This is a genomic window from Luteitalea pratensis, from assembly GCF_001618865.1.
Lineage (GTDB): Bacteria > Acidobacteriota > Vicinamibacteria > Vicinamibacterales > Vicinamibacteraceae > Luteitalea > Luteitalea pratensis.
On sequence record NZ_CP015136.1, the window covers coordinates 605,998 to 623,653 of the forward strand.

A 17,656-nucleotide genomic window follows, 5' to 3' on the forward strand; every position below is an offset into this window, starting at 1 on the left:
CCCATGTGGCGCACGATGCCTGCCCGGTTTGCCCTCCTTTTGCTCGTGGGGTCCTCGCTCGCCGTGGCGTGCGGAGCATCCTCGTCTGCTCCGCCCGAGGCACAGGCGCGACCCGCCGCGTCGGCGCCGGCCGGGCCCCTGATCGAGCGTTACGGCTACGAGATCGTGCGCAGTCACCCGCATGATCCGGCGGCGTTCACCCAGGGCCTGACGATCGCCGACGGTCAGCTGTACGAAGGGACCGGGCTGCACGGACAGTCCTCGTTGCGGCGCGTCGACCTGATCACCGGCGCCGCGCTGCAGCGGATCGCCCTCGACGGACGCTACTTCGGCGAGGGCGTCGCCGTCGTCGGCGACCGCATCGTCCAGCTCACGTACCAGACCGGCGTCGGGTTCGTGTACGACCGCAAGACGTTTGCAAAGCAGCGCGAATTCACGTACTCGGGTGAGGGCTGGGGGCTGACCTACGACGGGCAACGGCTGATCATGAGCGACGGCTCCGACACGTTGCGCTTCTGGAACCCGGAGACGATGGGGGAGATGGGCCGCCTGCGCGTGCGTGACGGCGACCGCGCCATCGAGCGCATCAACGAGATGGAGTACGTGGACGGGGTCATCTACGCCAACATCTGGCAGGAAGACCGGATCGCCCGCATCGACCCGAAGACGGGCGTCGTGACCGCCTGGATCGACATGTCGAACCTGCTCACGGCCACCGAGCGCTCGCGCGGCGTCGACGTCCTGAATGGCATCGCCCACGACCCGAAGACCGGCCACTTCCTGATCACGGGCAAGCTGTGGCCGTGGGTGTTCGAGGTGAAGTTCGTAAAGAAGAGCTGACGAACGCTGAACGCCGAACGTTGAACGCCGAGGAGTTAGACCGCCGGACGCTGAACGCCCCACGCCGAACGCTCTCGACATTCCGGCATTGCAGCATTCGGCATTCTTACCGAGCAAAATGTCCCGGCGAGATTTCAAGCAGCGGCGCGTCGGGATCGACTGTCGCGGGATCGAATTCGATCCGCTGCGGGAGCACGTCGGGATCGGGCACCGGTACCGCTGACAGGAGCGCACGCGTGTAGGGGTGCCGTGGCGCCTCGAAAAGCGATGCCACGGGCGCGAGTTCGACGATCCGGCCTCGATACATCACGGCCACGCGCGTGCAGATGTGGCGCACCAGCCGGAGGTCGTGCGAGATGAACAGGTAGGTCAGCGACAGTTGCTGCTGCAACTGGGCGAGCAGGTTGACGATCTGCGCCTGTACCGAGACGTCGAGTGCAGACACCGGCTCATCGGCGACGATGAACGAGGGCTCGAGCGCGAGCGCCCGGGCGATGCCGATGCGCTGCCGCTGGCCGCCGCTGAACTCGTGCGGATAGCGCGTCATGGCATCGCGGTCGAGGCCGACCAGTTCGAGCAACTCGGTGGCACGGGCGTGGCGCCATGTCGGCGTGCCCACCGTGTGGATGTCCAGCGGTTCCTCGAGGATCGTCGAGACGCGGTGCCGCGGATTCAGCGACGCGTACGGATCCTGGAAGACCATCTGCATCTGCCGCCGCCGGTGGCGCAGCGCCTTGCGATCCAGCGACAGCACGTCCTCGCCCTTGAACCGCACTTCGCCGACGGTGGGCTCGATCAGGCGGAGGACGCAGCGCCCGGTCGTGGTCTTGCCCGAGCCGGACTCCCCAACGAGGCCGAAGGTCTCGCCCTCCTCGATCGTGAAGCTGACGTCGCGCACGGCGTGGGTCACGCGCGGCGGCCGCCACAGCGCGCGCTGCTCGTACCGCTTGCCCAACCGCCGGACTTCGAGCAGGGGCATCACTCGGCGGGCAGCTTCGCGGCGGATCCGGAGGCGAGCCGGTGCGCCTCTTTCACCAGCACGCAGCGTGACCCGTGGGTGTCGGACACGGGATACATCGGCAGCGGTTCGACGTCGCAGGCGTCGTGGTGCCACGCGCACCGGGGGCCGAACGCGCACCCGGGCGGCATCCGCTGCAGCGACGGCACCTGGCCCTCGATGGGCTCGAGTCGCCGCGCACTATGGGTGGATCCCGGCATCGCGCGCAGCAACGCCTGCGTATAGGGGTGCGCCGGCATCTTGAAGAGGGCCCGTACCGGCGCCTCCTCCACGATGCGGCCGGCATACATCACGGCGACGCGGTCGGCGGTGTGCGCGACGACGCCGAGGTCGTGGGTGATGAGCAGCAGGGACAGCCCGAAGTCGTGTTTCAGCTGTCGCAGCAGGTTGAGGATCTCGGCCTGGATCGTCACATCGAGCGCCGTCGTCGGTTCGTCGGCGACGATCAGCGACGGCCGGCAGCAGAGCGCGAGCGCGATCAGGGCACGTTGGCGGAGGCCCCCCGACAGCTGGTGCGGGTACTCGCCGAAACGGCGCGCCGGGTCGTCCATCCGCACCGTGGCGAGCAGGTCGATGGCGGCGGCCTTCGGGTCGGCGCCACCGAGCCCGTGCACCGTCATCGCCTCGACGAGCTGACTGCCGATCGTGAGCACCGGGTTGAGCGCGCTCATCGGCTCCTGGAAGATCAGCGAAATCTTGGCGCCGCGCACTCGCTCCATCTCCGCTTCGGGGAGGTCCATGAGGTTGCGGCCCTCGATGTGGATTTCTCCCTCGAGGATGCGGCCGGGCGGCGGCACGAGCCTCAGCAGCGAATAGGCGGTCAGCGACTTGCCGCTGCCTGACTCGCCCACGAGGGCCAGGGTTTCGCCCCTGGCGATGTCGAAACTCACGTCCTGAACGGCCGGCACCCAGCGGTTGCCGATGGGAAAACCGGTCGAGAGATGGCGCACGGAAAGCAGAGGCATCGGCGGGTTCCGCGCATCGTACCATCGGCCCCTGGGAGGGGTACCTTGCCTTGCCGCAGGCCGGACCGATACAATCGGCCCAGATTCCGTTCAATCACCTCCAGACGCCTCCTCTAATGAACAGCAGCTGGCGCTCGACCGCACCGATGCTCCCCGCAGATCGCGTGTGCCTCGTCGAGCTGCATGCAGGGTTGCGGTCTGCGTGCCGGAAGGGAGATCAGTGTGGACGACACCGTGAATCGACTGGCGAAGGAACTGGCCGATGCCATGGCCGACGCCGTGGCCTCTGATCCACGCGTGGAAGCCTGCCGCGCACGTGCGCGGGAGGCCGGGTACGACCTGCGGGTGACTCTCGACGCCGAAATCGGGTTTGCCGCCCGGTCCGGCAAGAAGGCCAGGAGGATGGCGGTAACCCGCGCCTCTCACGCCACGAGACACGTGGCGATGACCGACAACGACCGACGTTTCCTCAAGTCGCTCCGCATCGCTCCTGATGCGGCGACCGAAGAAGTCTAGAAACGAAAAGGCCGCTCGAGATTCTCGGGCGGCCTTTTCTCGTAGGCTGCAGCCTGCAGGCTACAGCCTGCCTGAGCCGTTAGTCGATCAACGTCTTCCCCGTCATCTCCTTCGGCTGCGTGATGCCGAGCAGGTGCAGGAGCGTGGGAGCGACGTCGGTGAGGGCGCCGTCGCGGACCGTCTTGCCTGGCGTGTCCGGGCCGACCACGATCACCGGGACCAGGTTGGTGGTGTGGGCGGTGTGGGGGGCGTTGAGCTCGTAGTCCCACATCTGCTCGGCGTTGCCGTGGTCGGCGGTGACGATGGCGGTGCCGCCGGCGGCGAGCAGGGCGTCGATGCACCGGCCGAGGCAGGCGTCGACGGCCTTGATCGCGGCGATGGCTGCCGCAAGCACGCCCGTGTGACCGACCATGTCCGGATTGGCGAAGTTGCAGATGATGACGTCGTGCTTGTGGTGCGTGACGCTGTCGACGAAGGCGTCGGCGACGCCGGCCGCGCTCATCTCCGGCTGCAGGTCGTAGGTGGCCACCTTGGGCGAGGGCAGGAGCACGCGCTCCTCGCCCTTGAACGGCGTCTCGACCCCGCCGTTGAAGAAGTACGTGACATGCGGGTACTTCTCCGTCTCGGCCAGGCGCATGTTGGTCAGGGCGTGCGCCTGCAGGACCTCACCGAAGTACTGCGTCGCCGCCTGCGGCGGGAACGCGATCGGGAACGGGTAGGTCGCGTCGTACTCGGTGAATGTCGTCAACTGCACCGTCGGACGACCCGTTGTGGGGAAGCCGTCGAAGTCCTCGAACATCAGCGCGCGGATGATCTGCCGGGCGCGATCGGCGCGGAAGTTGAAGAAGATCACCGAGTCGCCGTCCGCCATCGGGCCGACCGGCTGGCCGGCGGCGTCGACGATCGTGGCCGGGAGGATGAATTCGTCGGTGACGTTCTTCGAATACGCCTCCGCGATCACGGCCGAGGCCGACGAACCGAACGGCGCCGTGCCGCGGACGATCGCGTCGTAGGCGAGCGTGACGCGCTCCCACCGCTTGTCCCGGTCCATGGCGTAGTAGCGGCCGGAGACACTGGCGATGCGCGCGCCCGTCTCGGCGGCGACCGCCTCGAGTTCCTTGACGTATCCGCGGCCGCCCTGCGGCGACGTATCGCGGCCGTCGGTGATCACGTGTACGAACACCTTCGGCGCGCCCATCGCCTTTGCCAGCCGCAGCAGCGCATGCAGATGGGCCTGGTGGCTGTGCACGCCGCCATCGGAGAGCAGCCCGAGAAGGTGCAGCGCGGTGCCCTTGTCGATCGCGGCCTGCACGGCGGCTCGCAGCGCCGGCGTCCCGGCGAAAGTGCCGTCGCTGATCGCCTTGTCGATGCGCGTCAGGTCCTGGTAGACGGTGCGCCCGGCTCCGAGGTTGGTGTGCCCAACCTCGGAGTTGCCCATCTGGCCGGCCGGCAGGCCGACGGCTTCGCCCGAGGCCTCCAGGGTGGCGTGCGGGTAGGATGCCCACAACTTGCCGAAGACCGGCGGTTCGGCCAGTTTCACGGCGTTCTGGTCCACCTCCTCGCGGAGGCCCCAGCCATCGAGGATGATCAGCGCCACGGGGGCGCGCTTGCTCGTCATGGTGCGGTGTTACTTGAGGGCGGTGATGGCGGCCCTGCCGGCGTACTTCGCGTTGCTGCCGAGGGCCGATTCGATGCGAAGCAACTGGTTGTACTTCGCGGTGCGGTCGCTGCGGCTCGCCGAGCCGGTCTTGATCTGGCCGGCGCGGGTGCCGACGGCGAGGTCGGCGATGGTGCTGTCCTCGGTCTCGCCGGACCGGTGCGACGCGATTGTCGTGTAACCGGCGTCCCACGCGGTCTTCATCGCGCGCAGGGTCTCGGTGACCGAGCCAATCTGATTGAGCTTCACGAGCAGCGAGTTGCCCACGCCCTGGGCGATGCCCTCGGCGAGGATCTTCGGGTTGGTCACAAACACGTCGTCACCCACCAACTGCACCTTGTCGCCGAGTTCCTTCGTGAGCAGCTTCCAGCCGTTCCAGTCGCTCTCGCCGATGCCATCCTCGATCGAGCAGATCGGGTACTGACGCACCCAGTCGGCGAACATCCCGACCATCTGCTCGCTCGAGCGGTTGGCTTCGCCCGACTTCTTGAAGACGTACTGGCCGTCCTTCCAGAGCTCGCTGCATGCGGTATCGAGGGCAATCCAGACCTGCTCGCCGGCCTTGAGGCCGGCCTTGGAGATTGCCTCCATCACGACGTCGAGCGCTTCCTGATTGCTCTTGAGGCTGGGCGCGAAGCCGCCCTCGTCGCCGACGCCGGTGGACAAGCCGCGCCCCTTCAGGATGCCGCGCAGCGTGTGGAAGATTTCCGTGCCCCAGCGCAGGCCCTCGGAGAAGCTCGGCGCGCCGAGGGGCATCACCATGAACTCCTGGAAGTCGACGCTGCTGTCGGCGTGCGCGCCGCCGTTGAGGATGTTCATCATCGGCACCGGGAGCAGGTCGGCGTGACCGCCGCCGGCCAACGCATGCCGCAACGCCCCGATGTACTCGTACAGGGGCACCTGCTTCTCGGCAGCCCCTGCATGCAGCGCGGCCATCGAGACGCCGAGGATCGCATTGGCGCCGAGCCGGCTCTTGAACTCGGTGCCGTCGAGGGCAATCATCGCATCGTCGAGCGACGCCTGATCGAACTCCTTACCGACGATCGCCTGCGCGATTTCGCCGTTGATGTTGGCGACGGCCTTCTGGACGCCCTTCCCGAGATAGCGGCTCTTGTCGCCGTCCCGCAGTTCGAGCGCCTCGCGCTCGCCCGTGGACGCGCCCGAAGGCACTGCGGCCCGGCCGAATGCGCCACCCTCGAGGGTGACGTCGACTTCCACCGTGGGATTGCCGCGTGAATCGAGAATCTCGCGTCCGATGACCTTCTGAATCTTCACTGCGCTGTGCTCCTGGGATATCGAATGACGAAAACGCTTAACGCCTAACGCTTAACGCCTGACGCTTGACGAATCAGGATTCTGGAATCGGGCACCGGGCACCGGAAATCGGGCGCCGGGACCGGGAGTTGACGCTTCCCGAGGTCCAAGGCCCTATGGATGACCCCGGGCGTCCGCTTCCTGCTCGTGCTGGCGCCGCGTGCTTTCCGGTGGCGCGACGTACGGTTCGTCGTCGGTCGTGACCACCACCACGCCCTTGGCGGTCACCATGTGCCGCCTGCGATCTTCCTCGAGGTTGTGGCCGATGATGGCGCCCCGCGGGATGAACACGTCGCGATCGATGATCGCGTTGCGGATCCGGGCGTGTCGCCCGACCCGCACGCCGGGCATCAGGATACTGCGGTCGATGTCGCAATAGCTGTGGACGCGGACATTGGGGCAGAGGATGCTGCCGCGCACGGTGCTGCCCGACACGATCACACCCGACGAGATGATCGAGTCGAGCGCCTGGCCGCGGCGGCCTTCGTCGTCGAACACGAACTTGGCCGGCGGTGCCTGTTCCATCCACGTGCGGATGGGCCATTCCGGATCGTAGAGGTTGAAGTCCGGGTTGACCTGGACGAGGTCCATGTTGGCCTCGTAATAGGCGTCGAGTTCGCCGATGTCGCGCCAGTACTTGTTGGCCTTCTTGTTCTCGTCCGAGAACCGGTAGGAGTACACCGGCGCATGGCCGATGAGCGATGGCAGGATGTCCTTGCCGAAGTCGTGCTTGGTGTCGCGGCCCGCGTCTTCCTCGAGTGCCTTCACGAGCACGTCGGCCTCGAAGACATAAATCCCCATCGAGGCGAGGGCCACGCCGGGCATGCCCGGGATCGGCTTGGGCTCGGCCGGCTTCTCCTCGAAGCCGACGAGCCGCTCCTCCTCGTCGACCTGGATCACGCCGAAGCGGCGCGCCGCTTCCTGCACCGGCACTTCGTAGGTCGCAACCGTCGCGGCGGCACCCTTCTCGATGTGCCAGCGCAGCATCTTCGAGTAGTCCATCTTGTAGATGTGATCCCCGGACAGGATCACCACATGCTTGGGCGCCTCCCGCACGACCGAGTACAGGTTCTGGTACACGGCGTCGGCGGTGCCCAGGTACCAGTTGTCGCTCACGCGTTTCTGCGGCGGCAGGATCTCGATGAACTCGCCGAGTTCCTCGGCGACGACGTTCCACCCCATGCGGATGTGGCGATTGAGCGACAGGCTCTTGTACTGCGTGACGATGAAGATGCGGCGCAGGCCGGCGTTGATGCAATTGCTGAGGGTGAAGTCGATGATCCGGTAAGGACCGCCGAAGTACACCGCCGGCTTGGCGCGTTCTCTGGTCAAAGGGGCGAGGCGTTCGCCGACCCCTCCGGCCAGGACGATGACGAGCGAGTCATTGAGCATGGGCCACCGGTCCCTTGCGCGCGGCGGCCGCCTCGGCGACCGGACGACGCGCCAAAAGCCCCTGCGGGGGCGCGGCAGTGGGGGCCCGTGGCGGCAGGCCTCACGACGGCCCCCGACGCCGACCCGTGTCAGCGACTTCGGATTCTATCCCCAGCCGGCACTGTCGCGCTTTCGGCGCATTTGGCGTGTTTTGCCCTTCCGAGTTTGCACCACCGGTCTTATGATCCGGAAGCTTGGGCACGCCGGAGCGTGCCGGGGGACTTTGACGTATGCGACAGACTCAGATGACCTGGCTCACCGCAGGGCTCTTCGCCCTCGTGTTCAGCGCGGGCCCGGCCCTGGCCCAGAAGAAAGACGACAAGGCTGGCCCGGCTGCCGATCCGAAGCAGTTACTGATCAACGGCATCGTCGGCGCCACCAACGAGGCCATGAAAGCCGCGCCGGGGACCACCGTGTACGCGGCCGACCCGGCCGCCCGCACAGTCACGGCCGACCCGTCGACGACGGTGGCGATGACGCTGACGGTGGACTACCTGAAGGCGTCCGACAACAAGATCTACGCGCCGTTCACCGTGACCGTGCAGCCTGAGGTCCTCGGCAAGGGCGCGAACCTGGGCGCCTACGTCCGACTCGCGCCGAAGGGCGCGGTGCCGCCGGAGGCACCGCCGCCGCCCGATCCCAAGGCGCAGAAGGAAAAAGAAAAGCAGGACAAGAAGAAGAAGGGCAAGGAAGCCCAGGATCTCGCGGGTCAGGCCGTGTCCGGGGTCGAGTACCCGTGGGAGGACTATTACGACCTGACCGCGGTGCCGCGCGGCCCCGGTGGTCCGCTGACCTTCGCCCGCCCGTTCAGCGTCGCCGCCGGCGAGTACGACGCCTACGTGGCGGTCGCGGTCAAAGACCCCGCTGCCGCGCCGGGCCCCTTGAAGATTGCCGTGCACAAGGCCACCCTCACGGTGCCGAACTACTGGAGCAATGACTTCCAGATTTCGACCGTCTTCCTCGCCAACAAGGTCACGCCGCTCACTGACGTTCCCGCCGGTGAGGCCCAGAAACTCAAACCCTACGTGATCGGCAACCTGGAAGTCTCGCCGGCCGTGGACGGCAAGTTCACGAGCGCGGAGGAACTGTCGGTGTTCTTCATCATCTACGGCGTGACGCTCGGCGATGACAAGAAGCCCGACGTGATCGTCGACTGGCAGCCGTTCAAGAAGGGACCCCTCGGCGAGGCGAAATTCCGCGGCGTCGCACCGCAAAAACTGAACAGCGAGACCCTGCCGCCCGGGTTCGACGTGGCCCAGGGACATCAGCTGGTCGGGAGCCTGAACGTCCCCATCTCGGCCTTCGAACCGGGGGACTACCGTTTGGCCATCAAAGTGACAGACAATAAGTCTGGCAAGTCCCTGACGCACGACGTCGTCTTTACCGTCGCCGGCTCCTAGCCGACGACGGGGCAGGCGGGGCGCCCTGCGGGAGTTCACCCGCAGAGTGTTCCTGTGCGGACCTGCCACTGGAGTTCTCATGACCCGATCGGTGACGCTGACGGCGCTCGCGCTCGGCCTGAGTCTCGCCTCCACGGCGATGGCACAGCCGCTTGTGCAGGCGCGCGCACACAGCGGCGCCGGGTCGGCCGTGCCGGGGGCCGACCTGGTGTCGGGCAAGATCGAGGGCGTGGTCACCGACGAACGCGGTGCACCGATCGCGGGCGTGGCCGTCTCGGCCCTCGGGCCCGACGCCCTCTTCGGCGTGACCGACCAATCCGGACGGTTCGTGTTCTCCGCCGTGCCAGTGGGCACCTACCTCATTCGCGCACAGCGGGCGGGTTATCGCGCCTCCATGCGTGAGTTCGTCGATGTGTCGCCGGCCGCGAGTGCCCGTCACATCGTGCGCCTCGCCCGCCTCGCGGGCACGCCGAGCGATGCCGAGCCGGAGCCAACCGAGCCGGCGCCGGTCATCGCGGCTGGCTTCGGCGGAGCCGCGGCCACGATCGCCCCCGCTCCCCCCGCCTCGCGCATCGACGACGACAGCGCCGATCACGATCACTCGCCCCGCCTGTGGCGTTTGCGCCACATGAAGCGGTCGGTGCTCCGGGATGCGCAGGACCAGCTCGCACTCGACGCATTCGACGACGACATCGACTGGATCGAGCAGCGTCTCGGCGCGCCGACTGTCGAAGCCACGGCCCGCGGCACGACGTCGTTCTTCGGCGGCGATGCGTCCCTGTCGGGGCAGGTGCAGTTCCTCACCGCCACGGCCTTCGACGACGGCGGCAAGGGCGAAGCGACCGCGTGGGCGCAGGGTCCGGCCGGCGTCGCATACGCAACCGTTGGCGCACCCATCGGCAACACCGGCCAGTGGTCGGTACAAGGCGCCTTCGGTCGCGGTGAGCTCTCGTCGTGGATCGTCGCGGGCAACTACCTGCGCCCGACCGAATCGCTCCACCAGCTCGATCTCGGCGCGTCGTTCGCGTTGCAGGGATTTTCAGAGGAGACGCCCGCCGCGCTCATGAGCGTGCCCGAGCGTCGCCGCGTCGCCGGCACCATCCATGCCTTCGACACGTGGCGCCTGCATCGGCGCGCCGTCGTCACGTACGGCACCCGTTACGCGTACCACGACTACCTGGATCGTCCGACGCTGATGAGCCCCAGCGTCTCGATGTCCGTGTCGCCTCTCGAGAAGACCTGGGTGCGCGTGGCCGTGACCCAGCAGATGCTCGCGCCCGGCGCCGAGGAATTCGATGCGCGCAATCTGTCGGCGTTCTCGATGCCGCCGCAGCGGACGTTCACGTCCGCGTCGGCGAGCGGGCGCTTGAGCGCGGAACGCACCCGGCACCTCGAAGTGGGTGTCGAGCGCCAGGTCGGCCAGTTCCTTCTCGGCGTGCGTCGGTTCGAACAGGCCGTCGACAACCAGTTGGTGGCGATGTTCGGCGTCGGTCCGCGCGATCTCGCGCCCGACCTCGGACACTACGCCGTGGCCAACGGCGGCAACGTCGACGCCGGCGGCTGGGTTTTCGGCATTGCACAGGACGCAGGGCCACGCTTCCGGGGCTCGGTCGAGTACACGATCGCCCAGGCGGAGTGGTTCGGCACGGGCGATCGCGGCGTGATCGCGGTGATGGCCCCGTCGGCCGATCGAACGGGCAACGAGCGAATTCACGACGTGACCGCGCACGTGGTCACCGACGTCCCGGAGACGGCCACTCGCGTTGCCGCGACGTGGAAGGTGAACTCGGCCTTCGCCCGTCGGAGCCCGCTCCTCGCCGAGGCGAGCAGCGACGCACGGTTCGACGTGCAGGTCTCGCAGCGGCTGCCGTTCCTCAGTTCGACCGGTGCCGACTGGGAGTTCGTGGTCGCGGTCCGCAACCTGTTTCGCGACGGCGAAGCGGTCGGATCCATCTACGACGAACTGCTCGTCATCCGACCGCCCAAGCGTGTCGTCGGCGGCGTCCTGGTCAAGTTCTAGTTCGCCTCCGCGCGCTGACGCGAGCTCGGCTCACAACGCTCATCGTCGGGGCCCTCGGGTCCCGACGCAGTTCTAGTTCGCCTCCGCGCGCTGACGCGAGCTCGGCTCACAACGCTCATCGTCGGGGCCCTCGGGCCGCGACGAAGTTCTAGCCGGGCTCCGGGCGCTGCGCGGCCTCGCACAGCAACACTCGCCCCGCGACGCAGTGCGTCGCGGGGAGTTCTAGACCCGGCGCGGGATCGTCTTTCCCGGGTCTCGTCGCCTCGCGCGACAGGCACGAGCTATCGACCTCGCGGGTATCGTCAGCGGCGTCGATGCAACGACACCTCCCCCATATCCAAAAAGACGTCGCCGAGATCCCGTTTGTTGGAAATGGGGTGGGACATGCCCGCCTGCACGCGGCATTGTCGATTGAACACGCCACTTTGTGTGCCTGCGCGCAATTGCCCGGCGCCGGCCACGTGGAACACCGTTTGCTAAACGGGAGGGGATAGCGATGCACGGCGCCGGTCCCCGGCCTGTCGCTTCGTCGACCGACCACCGATGACCGAGGGTTTCTGGGCAGCATCCGCCGACGGGCCGCGCCGCGTGCAGTGGGGCCGTGCTGCGCTTGCCGTCACCGTGACGGCGCTGCTGCTGACTCTCGTCGTCGCCAATATCGCCGTCCGGTTCTCCTGGGTCGAAGTCGAGGACGGCATCCTGTGGGAGGCACGGGCCGAGGGCGTGGTTGCCGCCCGCGTCGGGCCTGAGGCCTCGGGTGCGCGCGCGGGAATCCGCGCCGGCGACGTGCTGGTCGCCGTCAACGGGCGCGGCATCGATCGGGTCGAGCAGGTGCTCGACGCGCAACACGGCACCCAACGGGGCCGTCCCCTTTCGTACGTCGTTTCCCGCTCCGGATACGAGCGCCCGCTCCGGCTCGAACTCGAGCCCGTGCCCGAGGGCGCCCGCCTGCTGTACTACGCGCTGGCCGCCGTGGCCATCTTCGCGCTGTTGGTCGGTTGCTCGGTCCGTGTGCAACGACCGCGCGACGTCGCCACCCTCCACTTCTTCTGGCTGACGGTCGCCTTCTTCGGCGTGTGCGGATTCTCGTACAGCGGCCGCCTGGACCGGCTCGACTGGACCTTCTACTGGGGTGACGTGGTGGCAATGCTCGCCCTGCCTCCCCTGTTCGTGCATTTCGCCCTCGTGTTCCCGGAACGTCAGGACGCCTGGGCGAAGACGCCGCGTGCCCGGGTGTTGCTGCCGTTGCTGTACCTGCCCGCCCTGGTGCTCGGCCTGACGCGCATTTCGGTGCTGTCGGCCGGCGCCATGCCCGGCGACACGCTCGAGAACTGGGTCGTCGCCCTCGATCGCGCGGAGATGCTGCAGTTGGTCGCGGCGCTGGTCTTCGGCCAGGCGATCATGACCCGCACGCTCGGCCGCCTGCGCTCGGTGACGGCGCGTCGGCAGTTGCGCTGGATCGTCTGGGGCACACTGGCTGGGGCGTTGCCGTTCGCGCTGCTCTACGGCCTCCCGTACGCCCTCGGCTACCAGCCCTGGGAAGTGCTCGGCGTGCTGGTGGTGCTGCTCGCCCTGGTGCCCCTCGCCTTCGCGTCCGCGGTGGTCCGGTATCGCCTGATGGACGTGGAAGTGATCATCAAGCGCACGGTGGTGTACGCCACCGTCCTCGCGGCGATTGCGACCATCTACACGATCACGCTGCGCTTCGCGAGCGAGATGTTCCTCGGCGGATCCGAACAGCACAACTCGGTCATCGCGATCCTCGCGACGCTGCTCGTCGTGCTGCTCGCGCCGATGGTCAAGAGCGCCATCCAGACCGCGCTCGACTACGCGCACTACCGCGACCGTTACGACTACCGCCGCGCCTTGCTCGCGTTTGCGCGCGAACTGAACGCCGATCTCGACCTGGACCGGCTCACGGAGCGGCTCGTGCAGCGCCTGGCCGACACGTTCGGCGTCGACCGCATCACGCTCTTTGTCGCCTCGGCGCCGGGCGCGGCCGACGGATTTGCCGCGCATCGCGCCGTCGGCGCGGCGCTTGCGACGGTCCCGCCCCTGAAGCGGTTCTCCGGCATCGGCACCCGCCTCGAGAGCGGCCAGGTGGTGAGCCTCGACGATCCGTTCACCGTCCGGCGGTTCTCGGCCGAGGAAGTCCGGTTCTGGCGGGATCATGGCCTCCACTACTTCGTGCCCTGCCTCGCCAAGGACGGCCCGATCGCAGTGATCGGGCTCGGGTCGCGGCCGAGCGGCGAGCCGCTCAGCACCGAGGACCTCACCCTGCTCAACGCCGTCGCCGCGCAGGTCGCCACGGCGATCGAGAACGGCAGGCTGTACCAGGCGCTCCGCGAGAAGGCCGACGAGCTGAATCGCATGCGCGAGTTCAGCGAGAACGTCGTCGAGTCCCTGCAGGACGGGTTGCTCGTGGCCGACCTCGATGGCGTCGTGCTGCACTGGAACCCGGCGATGGAGCAGATCGCCGGCGTCGCCCCGGCCCAGGCTGTCGGGCGTCGCCTCGACGAGCTGTTCGACCCCGAGTTCCTCGCCGCCATCCGCATGGCCGAGCGCGGCGGCACCGAGACCGCGACCATCTACCGGACGCCGCTCGTCTCGCGGCATCCCGATGGGGCGCACAAGCGGCTCGTGAACGCGGCGATGCATCCGCTGCGGACGTCGAGTTCGGCGCAGGCCGGATCGGTGCTGATGATCGAGGACATCACCTCGCGCGTGCAGCTCGAGGAGCAGTTGCAGATCTCCGAAAAGATGGCGTCCATCGGCCTGCTCGCGGCCGGTGTCGCGCACGAGGTCAACACGCCGCTGACGGGCATCTCCAGCTTCACGCAGATGCTGCTCGAGCAGGCCGACCCGGAGGATCCGCGGACGCGGCTGCTGGAGAAGATCGAGCGGCAGACCTTCCGCGCCGCCAAGATCGTCAACAGCCTGCTCCACCTGTCGCGTCCCGTGCAGAGCGAGACCGGTCCGGTCGACCTGCACGTCGTCATCAACGACGTGCTCTCGCTGCTCGAGCACCAGTTCCGTTCCGCGAGCGTGCAGGTGCGCAAGGACCTGCAGGCCGAGGGACCGATGGTCCGTGCCGTCGAGCACAAGCTGCAGCAGGTGTTCCTGAACCTGTTCCTCAACGCCCGCGATGCGATGCCGAAGGGGGGCTGGGTGACGGTGGCCTCCCGTCGCGAGGGCGACCACTTTGTCGTGCTGGTGAGCGACACCGGCGCGGGGATCCCGAGCGAGCATCTCGCCCGCATCTACGACCCGTTTTTCTCGACCAAGCCCATCGGACAGGGCACCGGCCTCGGCTTGTCGATCACGTATGGCATCGTGCAGGAGCACGACGGCACCATCGTCTGCGACAGCCAGGTGGGCCAGGGGACGCAATTCACGGTGTCCTTCCCGGCGCTCGCGCCGTCGCGGACCGAGTCCGCGGGATCCAGCGCGGGCTGACCCGCCAGAAAGTCTGCAATGGCCACTGCCAGGGGAACGATTCTCGTCATCGACGACGAAGAGGTGATGCGCGAGGTGCTCGAAGCCCTGCTCGCGCGCGAAGGTTACGACGTGCGCCTTGCCGTGAACGGCCTGGAAGGACTCGAGCTGGCCCGGGCCCACTCCTTCGACGCCGCCATCGTCGACGTGATGATGCCGGGCATGGACGGCCTGACGGTCCTCAACGAGCTGAAGGCGATGGACGAGGATCTCCCCGTCGTCATGGTGACCGCGTACCAGTCGGTGGAAACGGCACTCACGGCGATGAAGCGGGGCGCCTTCGACTACATCGCCAAGCCGTTCAAGAACGATGAAGTCGCGGCCGTCCTGCGCAATGCCGTCGAGCGGACGCGGCTGTCGCGCGAGAACCGCATCCTCAAGCAGAACCTCCAGACGCACGGCAGCAAGTTTGCCAACATCATCGGCCGCAGCAGCAAGATGCGGCAGGTGTTCGACCTCGTGATCCAGGCGGCGCCGAGCCGATCCACCGTGCTCGTCAACGGCGAAAGCGGCACCGGCAAGGAACTGGTGGCGCGCGCGCTGCACAACAACTCGCTGCGCGCGGAGAAGGCCTTCGTCACCGTCAACTCCGGGAACCTGCCACCGGATCTGCTCGAGAGCAACCTGTTCGGGCACGTGAAGGGCGCCTTCACGGGAGCCGTCGCGCCGAAGAAGGGCCTGTTCGAGGTCGCCGACAAGGGCAGCATCTTCTTCGACGAGATCGGCAACGTCCCACTCGAGACGCAGGCCAAGCTGCTGCGCGTGATCCAGGAGCGCGAGTTCATGCGCCTCGGCGGCGTGGACACGATCAAGGTGGACGTGCGCATCATCGCGGCGACCAACGTCGACCTGCGCACGATGGTGGACGATGGACGGTTCCGCGAGGATCTGTACTACCGCCTGCACGTGATCACGGTGAACCTGCCGCCCTTGCGGGCGCGCAAGGAAGACATCCCGCTGCTGGTCCAGCATTTCCTCGAGAAGTACGGCGAGGAGAACAACCGTCGTGAGCTCGAGTTGGCTCCCGAGGCGCTCGACCTGATGCTCGACTACGACTGGCCCGGCAACGTCCGTGAACTCGAGAACGTGATCGAGCGGGCTGTGGTGCTGTGCCCCGGATCCCGGATCGGGCCGGACCTGATTCCTGACACCGTCCGCATCACGCGCCGCTTCCAGATCCCCAACTTCGTGCTGCCGCCGGAGGGCATCTCCTTCAAGGAGGTCACGGGTGATTTCGAGCGCCGACTGATCGAGACGACGCTCGAAGCTGCCGGCGGCGTCCAGAAGCGGGCCGCCGAACTGCTCCACATCAAGCCCACCACGCTGAACGAGATGATCAAGCGCTACGACATCCGTCCCCGGCGCAAGAAGGGCCAGGCCGACGAGCCGGAACCGGTACGGTAGTCATTGGTCATTGGTCATGGGTCATGGGTCATGGGTCATGGGTCATTGGTCATTGGTCATAATTGGTCATTAATCATTGGTGTTCGTCATTAGTGATGGGTCATCGGTCACGGGTCATTGGGCATTCATCATGGTCATGACGCATGACGCATGACCAATGAGAAGTGACGGAGCTTGCGTTGCTATTCCGCCAGATCACCGACCCCGGGCTTTCGCAATACACCTATCTCGTCGGCTGCGAGCGCACGGGTGAGGCGCTGCTGATCGATCCGGAACGCGACATCGACCGTTACGACCGCATCGCGGCCGAGGAGGGCATGCGCATCGCGGTGGTCGCCGAGACCCACATCCACGCCGACTTCCTCACTGGCGTGCGCGAGTACGCCGAACGTCCCGACGTGCGGGTCGTGCTCTCGAAGGCCGGGCCCCCGGACTGGCAGTACGCGTGGATCGGCGCCGGCCACGCGGCCTACACGCTGGTCGGCGACGGCGATCACTTCACCGTCGGCTCGATCGACGTGGAAGTGCGGCACACACCAGGCCACACGCCCGAGCACATCGTGTTCGTCGTGACCGATCGCGGGAGCGGGGCCGACATCCCGATGGGCGTCGCCAGCGGCGACTTCCTCTTCGTGGGAGACGTGGGCCGACCCGATCTGCTCGAGTCGGCCGCGGGTGCTGTCGGCTCGATGCGTCCAGCGGCCGAGCAACTGCAGGTCTCGCTGGGGGTGGTATCGACCTGGCCGGACTTCATGCAGGTCTGGCCCGGGCACGGGGCAGGCAGCGCATGCGGCAAGGCCCTGGGCGCGGTGCCGTGGTCCACCATCGGCTACGAGCGCCGCTTCAACGGCGCGCTGACGCTTGCCGCCGAGTCCAGGACCGGCTTCGTCGAGGCGATCCTGTCGGGCCAGCCGGAACCCCCACCCTACTTCGCGCGGATGAAACAGCTCAATCGTGACGGCGTGCCGCTGCTCGGCACGCTGCCGAGGCCGCGCGAGCTGAGCGTCGCCGAGACTGTCGCGGACCCGTCCCTGCTGGTACTCGACACCCGCGCCGACCGTGTCGCGTTCATGGACGCACACCTGCCCGGCAGCCTGCATGCACCCGCGACCAGGCAGTTCACGACCGCAACCGGCGCCTTCGTCGAACCGTCGGCGTCCATCGTGTTGGTGGCCCTCGAGGACCAGCTCGATGACCTCGCGCGGCAACTCGTGCGGATCGGCCTGGACCGCATAGAAGGCTGGATCCCCGTGGACGCATTCGACGCGTGGCACGCGCATGGCGGGGCCACGTCGTCAATCGTAAGGATAGGCTTCCCGGAAGCCGTGCCTCCCGGGACGGACAGCGTCTGGGTGGACGTGCGCGGGGCCGAGGAGTTCGCGGCCGATCACGTCCCCGGCGCGATCCAGATCGCCCAGAGTCGGCTGGCGGTGGAATACGGTCGCATCCCGCGCACACATCCCGTCACGGTGCACTGCGCGACGGGTGGTCGCGCCGCACTGGCGAGCGCCTACCTGCAGCGGCTCGGCTTCGACGTGCGCTACGTGGACGACGACTTCAGTCGATGGCGCACGTCAAACTAGAAAGGGCAAAACA

Annotated in this window: 12 protein-coding genes; 7 read left to right on the top strand and 5 right to left on the bottom strand. The window is 67.5% G+C overall.

Features of this window, described 5'->3' with window-relative positions:
- Positions 1-3: 3 nt before the first annotated feature.
- Complete coding sequence (locus LuPra_RS02565) at positions 4-840, top strand: glutaminyl-peptide cyclotransferase (protein WP_234800686.1); 837 nt, start codon at positions 4-6, stop codon at positions 838-840.
- A gap of 106 nt (positions 841-946) precedes the next feature.
- Here LuPra_RS02565 and LuPra_RS02570 read toward each other — a convergent pair whose 3' ends face one another.
- Both LuPra_RS02570 and LuPra_RS02575 read right to left on the bottom strand, forming a co-directional pair.
- A complete protein-coding gene (locus LuPra_RS02570) occupies positions 947-1,819 on the bottom strand; it encodes an ABC transporter ATP-binding protein (protein WP_110169310.1) in 873 nt (290 codons plus the stop codon).
- On the bottom strand, positions 1,819-2,823 hold the full coding sequence (locus LuPra_RS02575; RefSeq protein ID WP_110169311.1) for an ABC transporter ATP-binding protein: 1,005 nt from the start codon (positions 2,821-2,823) through the stop codon (positions 1,819-1,821). Before LuPra_RS02575 ends, LuPra_RS02570 begins: the two co-directional genes overlap by 1 nt.
- A gap of 222 nt (positions 2,824-3,045) precedes the next feature.
- On the opposite strand from LuPra_RS02575, the gene LuPra_RS02580 reads away from it, so the two are divergent.
- Positions 3,046-3,339 (top strand): hypothetical protein, encoded by a 294-nt coding sequence (locus LuPra_RS02580; RefSeq protein ID WP_110169312.1) that lies wholly within the window; start codon positions 3,046-3,048, stop codon positions 3,337-3,339.
- A 79-nt stretch (positions 3,340-3,418) separates the two neighbouring features.
- Here LuPra_RS02580 and gpmI read toward each other — a convergent pair whose 3' ends face one another.
- The 3 genes from gpmI to glgC form a co-directional block, all read right to left on the bottom strand.
- Positions 3,419-4,957: a 2,3-bisphosphoglycerate-independent phosphoglycerate mutase gene (gene gpmI / locus LuPra_RS02585; protein WP_110169313.1), complete on the bottom strand. Its 1,539-nt coding sequence runs from the start codon at positions 4,955-4,957 to the stop codon at positions 3,419-3,421.
- Between the two features lie 9 nt (positions 4,958-4,966).
- A complete protein-coding gene (gene eno / locus LuPra_RS02590; RefSeq protein WP_110169314.1) occupies positions 4,967-6,271 on the bottom strand; it encodes a phosphopyruvate hydratase in 1,305 nt (434 codons plus the stop codon).
- 153 nt (positions 6,272-6,424) lie between these two features.
- Entirely contained in the window at positions 6,425-7,702 is a 1,278-nt protein-coding gene (gene glgC / locus LuPra_RS02595; protein ID WP_110169315.1) for a glucose-1-phosphate adenylyltransferase, read from the bottom strand.
- Between the two features lie 284 nt (positions 7,703-7,986).
- On the opposite strand from glgC, the gene LuPra_RS02600 reads away from it, so the two are divergent.
- The 5 genes from LuPra_RS02600 to LuPra_RS02620 all read left to right on the top strand — a co-directional run bounded on the left by LuPra_RS02600 (position 7,987) and on the right by LuPra_RS02620 (position 17,643).
- A complete protein-coding gene (locus LuPra_RS02600; RefSeq protein ID WP_110169316.1) occupies positions 7,987-9,141 on the top strand; it encodes a hypothetical protein in 1,155 nt (384 codons plus the stop codon).
- Between the two features lie 79 nt (positions 9,142-9,220).
- Positions 9,221-11,161, top strand: a complete 1,941-nt coding sequence (locus LuPra_RS02605) for a carboxypeptidase-like regulatory domain-containing protein (RefSeq protein ID WP_110169317.1) — start codon at positions 9,221-9,223, stop codon at positions 11,159-11,161.
- A 543-nt stretch (positions 11,162-11,704) separates the two neighbouring features.
- Positions 11,705-14,617, top strand: coding sequence for an ATP-binding protein (locus LuPra_RS02610; RefSeq protein WP_110169318.1), 2,913 nt, complete (start codon positions 11,705-11,707; stop codon positions 14,615-14,617).
- 18 nt (positions 14,618-14,635) lie between these two features.
- On the top strand, positions 14,636-16,060 hold the full coding sequence (locus tag LuPra_RS02615) for a sigma-54-dependent transcriptional regulator (RefSeq protein WP_110169319.1): 1,425 nt from the start codon (positions 14,636-14,638) through the stop codon (positions 16,058-16,060).
- 164 nt (positions 16,061-16,224) lie between these two features.
- The gene (locus LuPra_RS02620; protein WP_234800687.1) at positions 16,225-17,643 is read left to right on the top strand and encodes an MBL fold metallo-hydrolase; all 1,419 of its coding nucleotides are present in this window, start codon (positions 16,225-16,227) and stop codon (positions 17,641-17,643) included.
- The last annotated feature ends 13 nt before the right edge of the window (positions 17,644-17,656 follow it).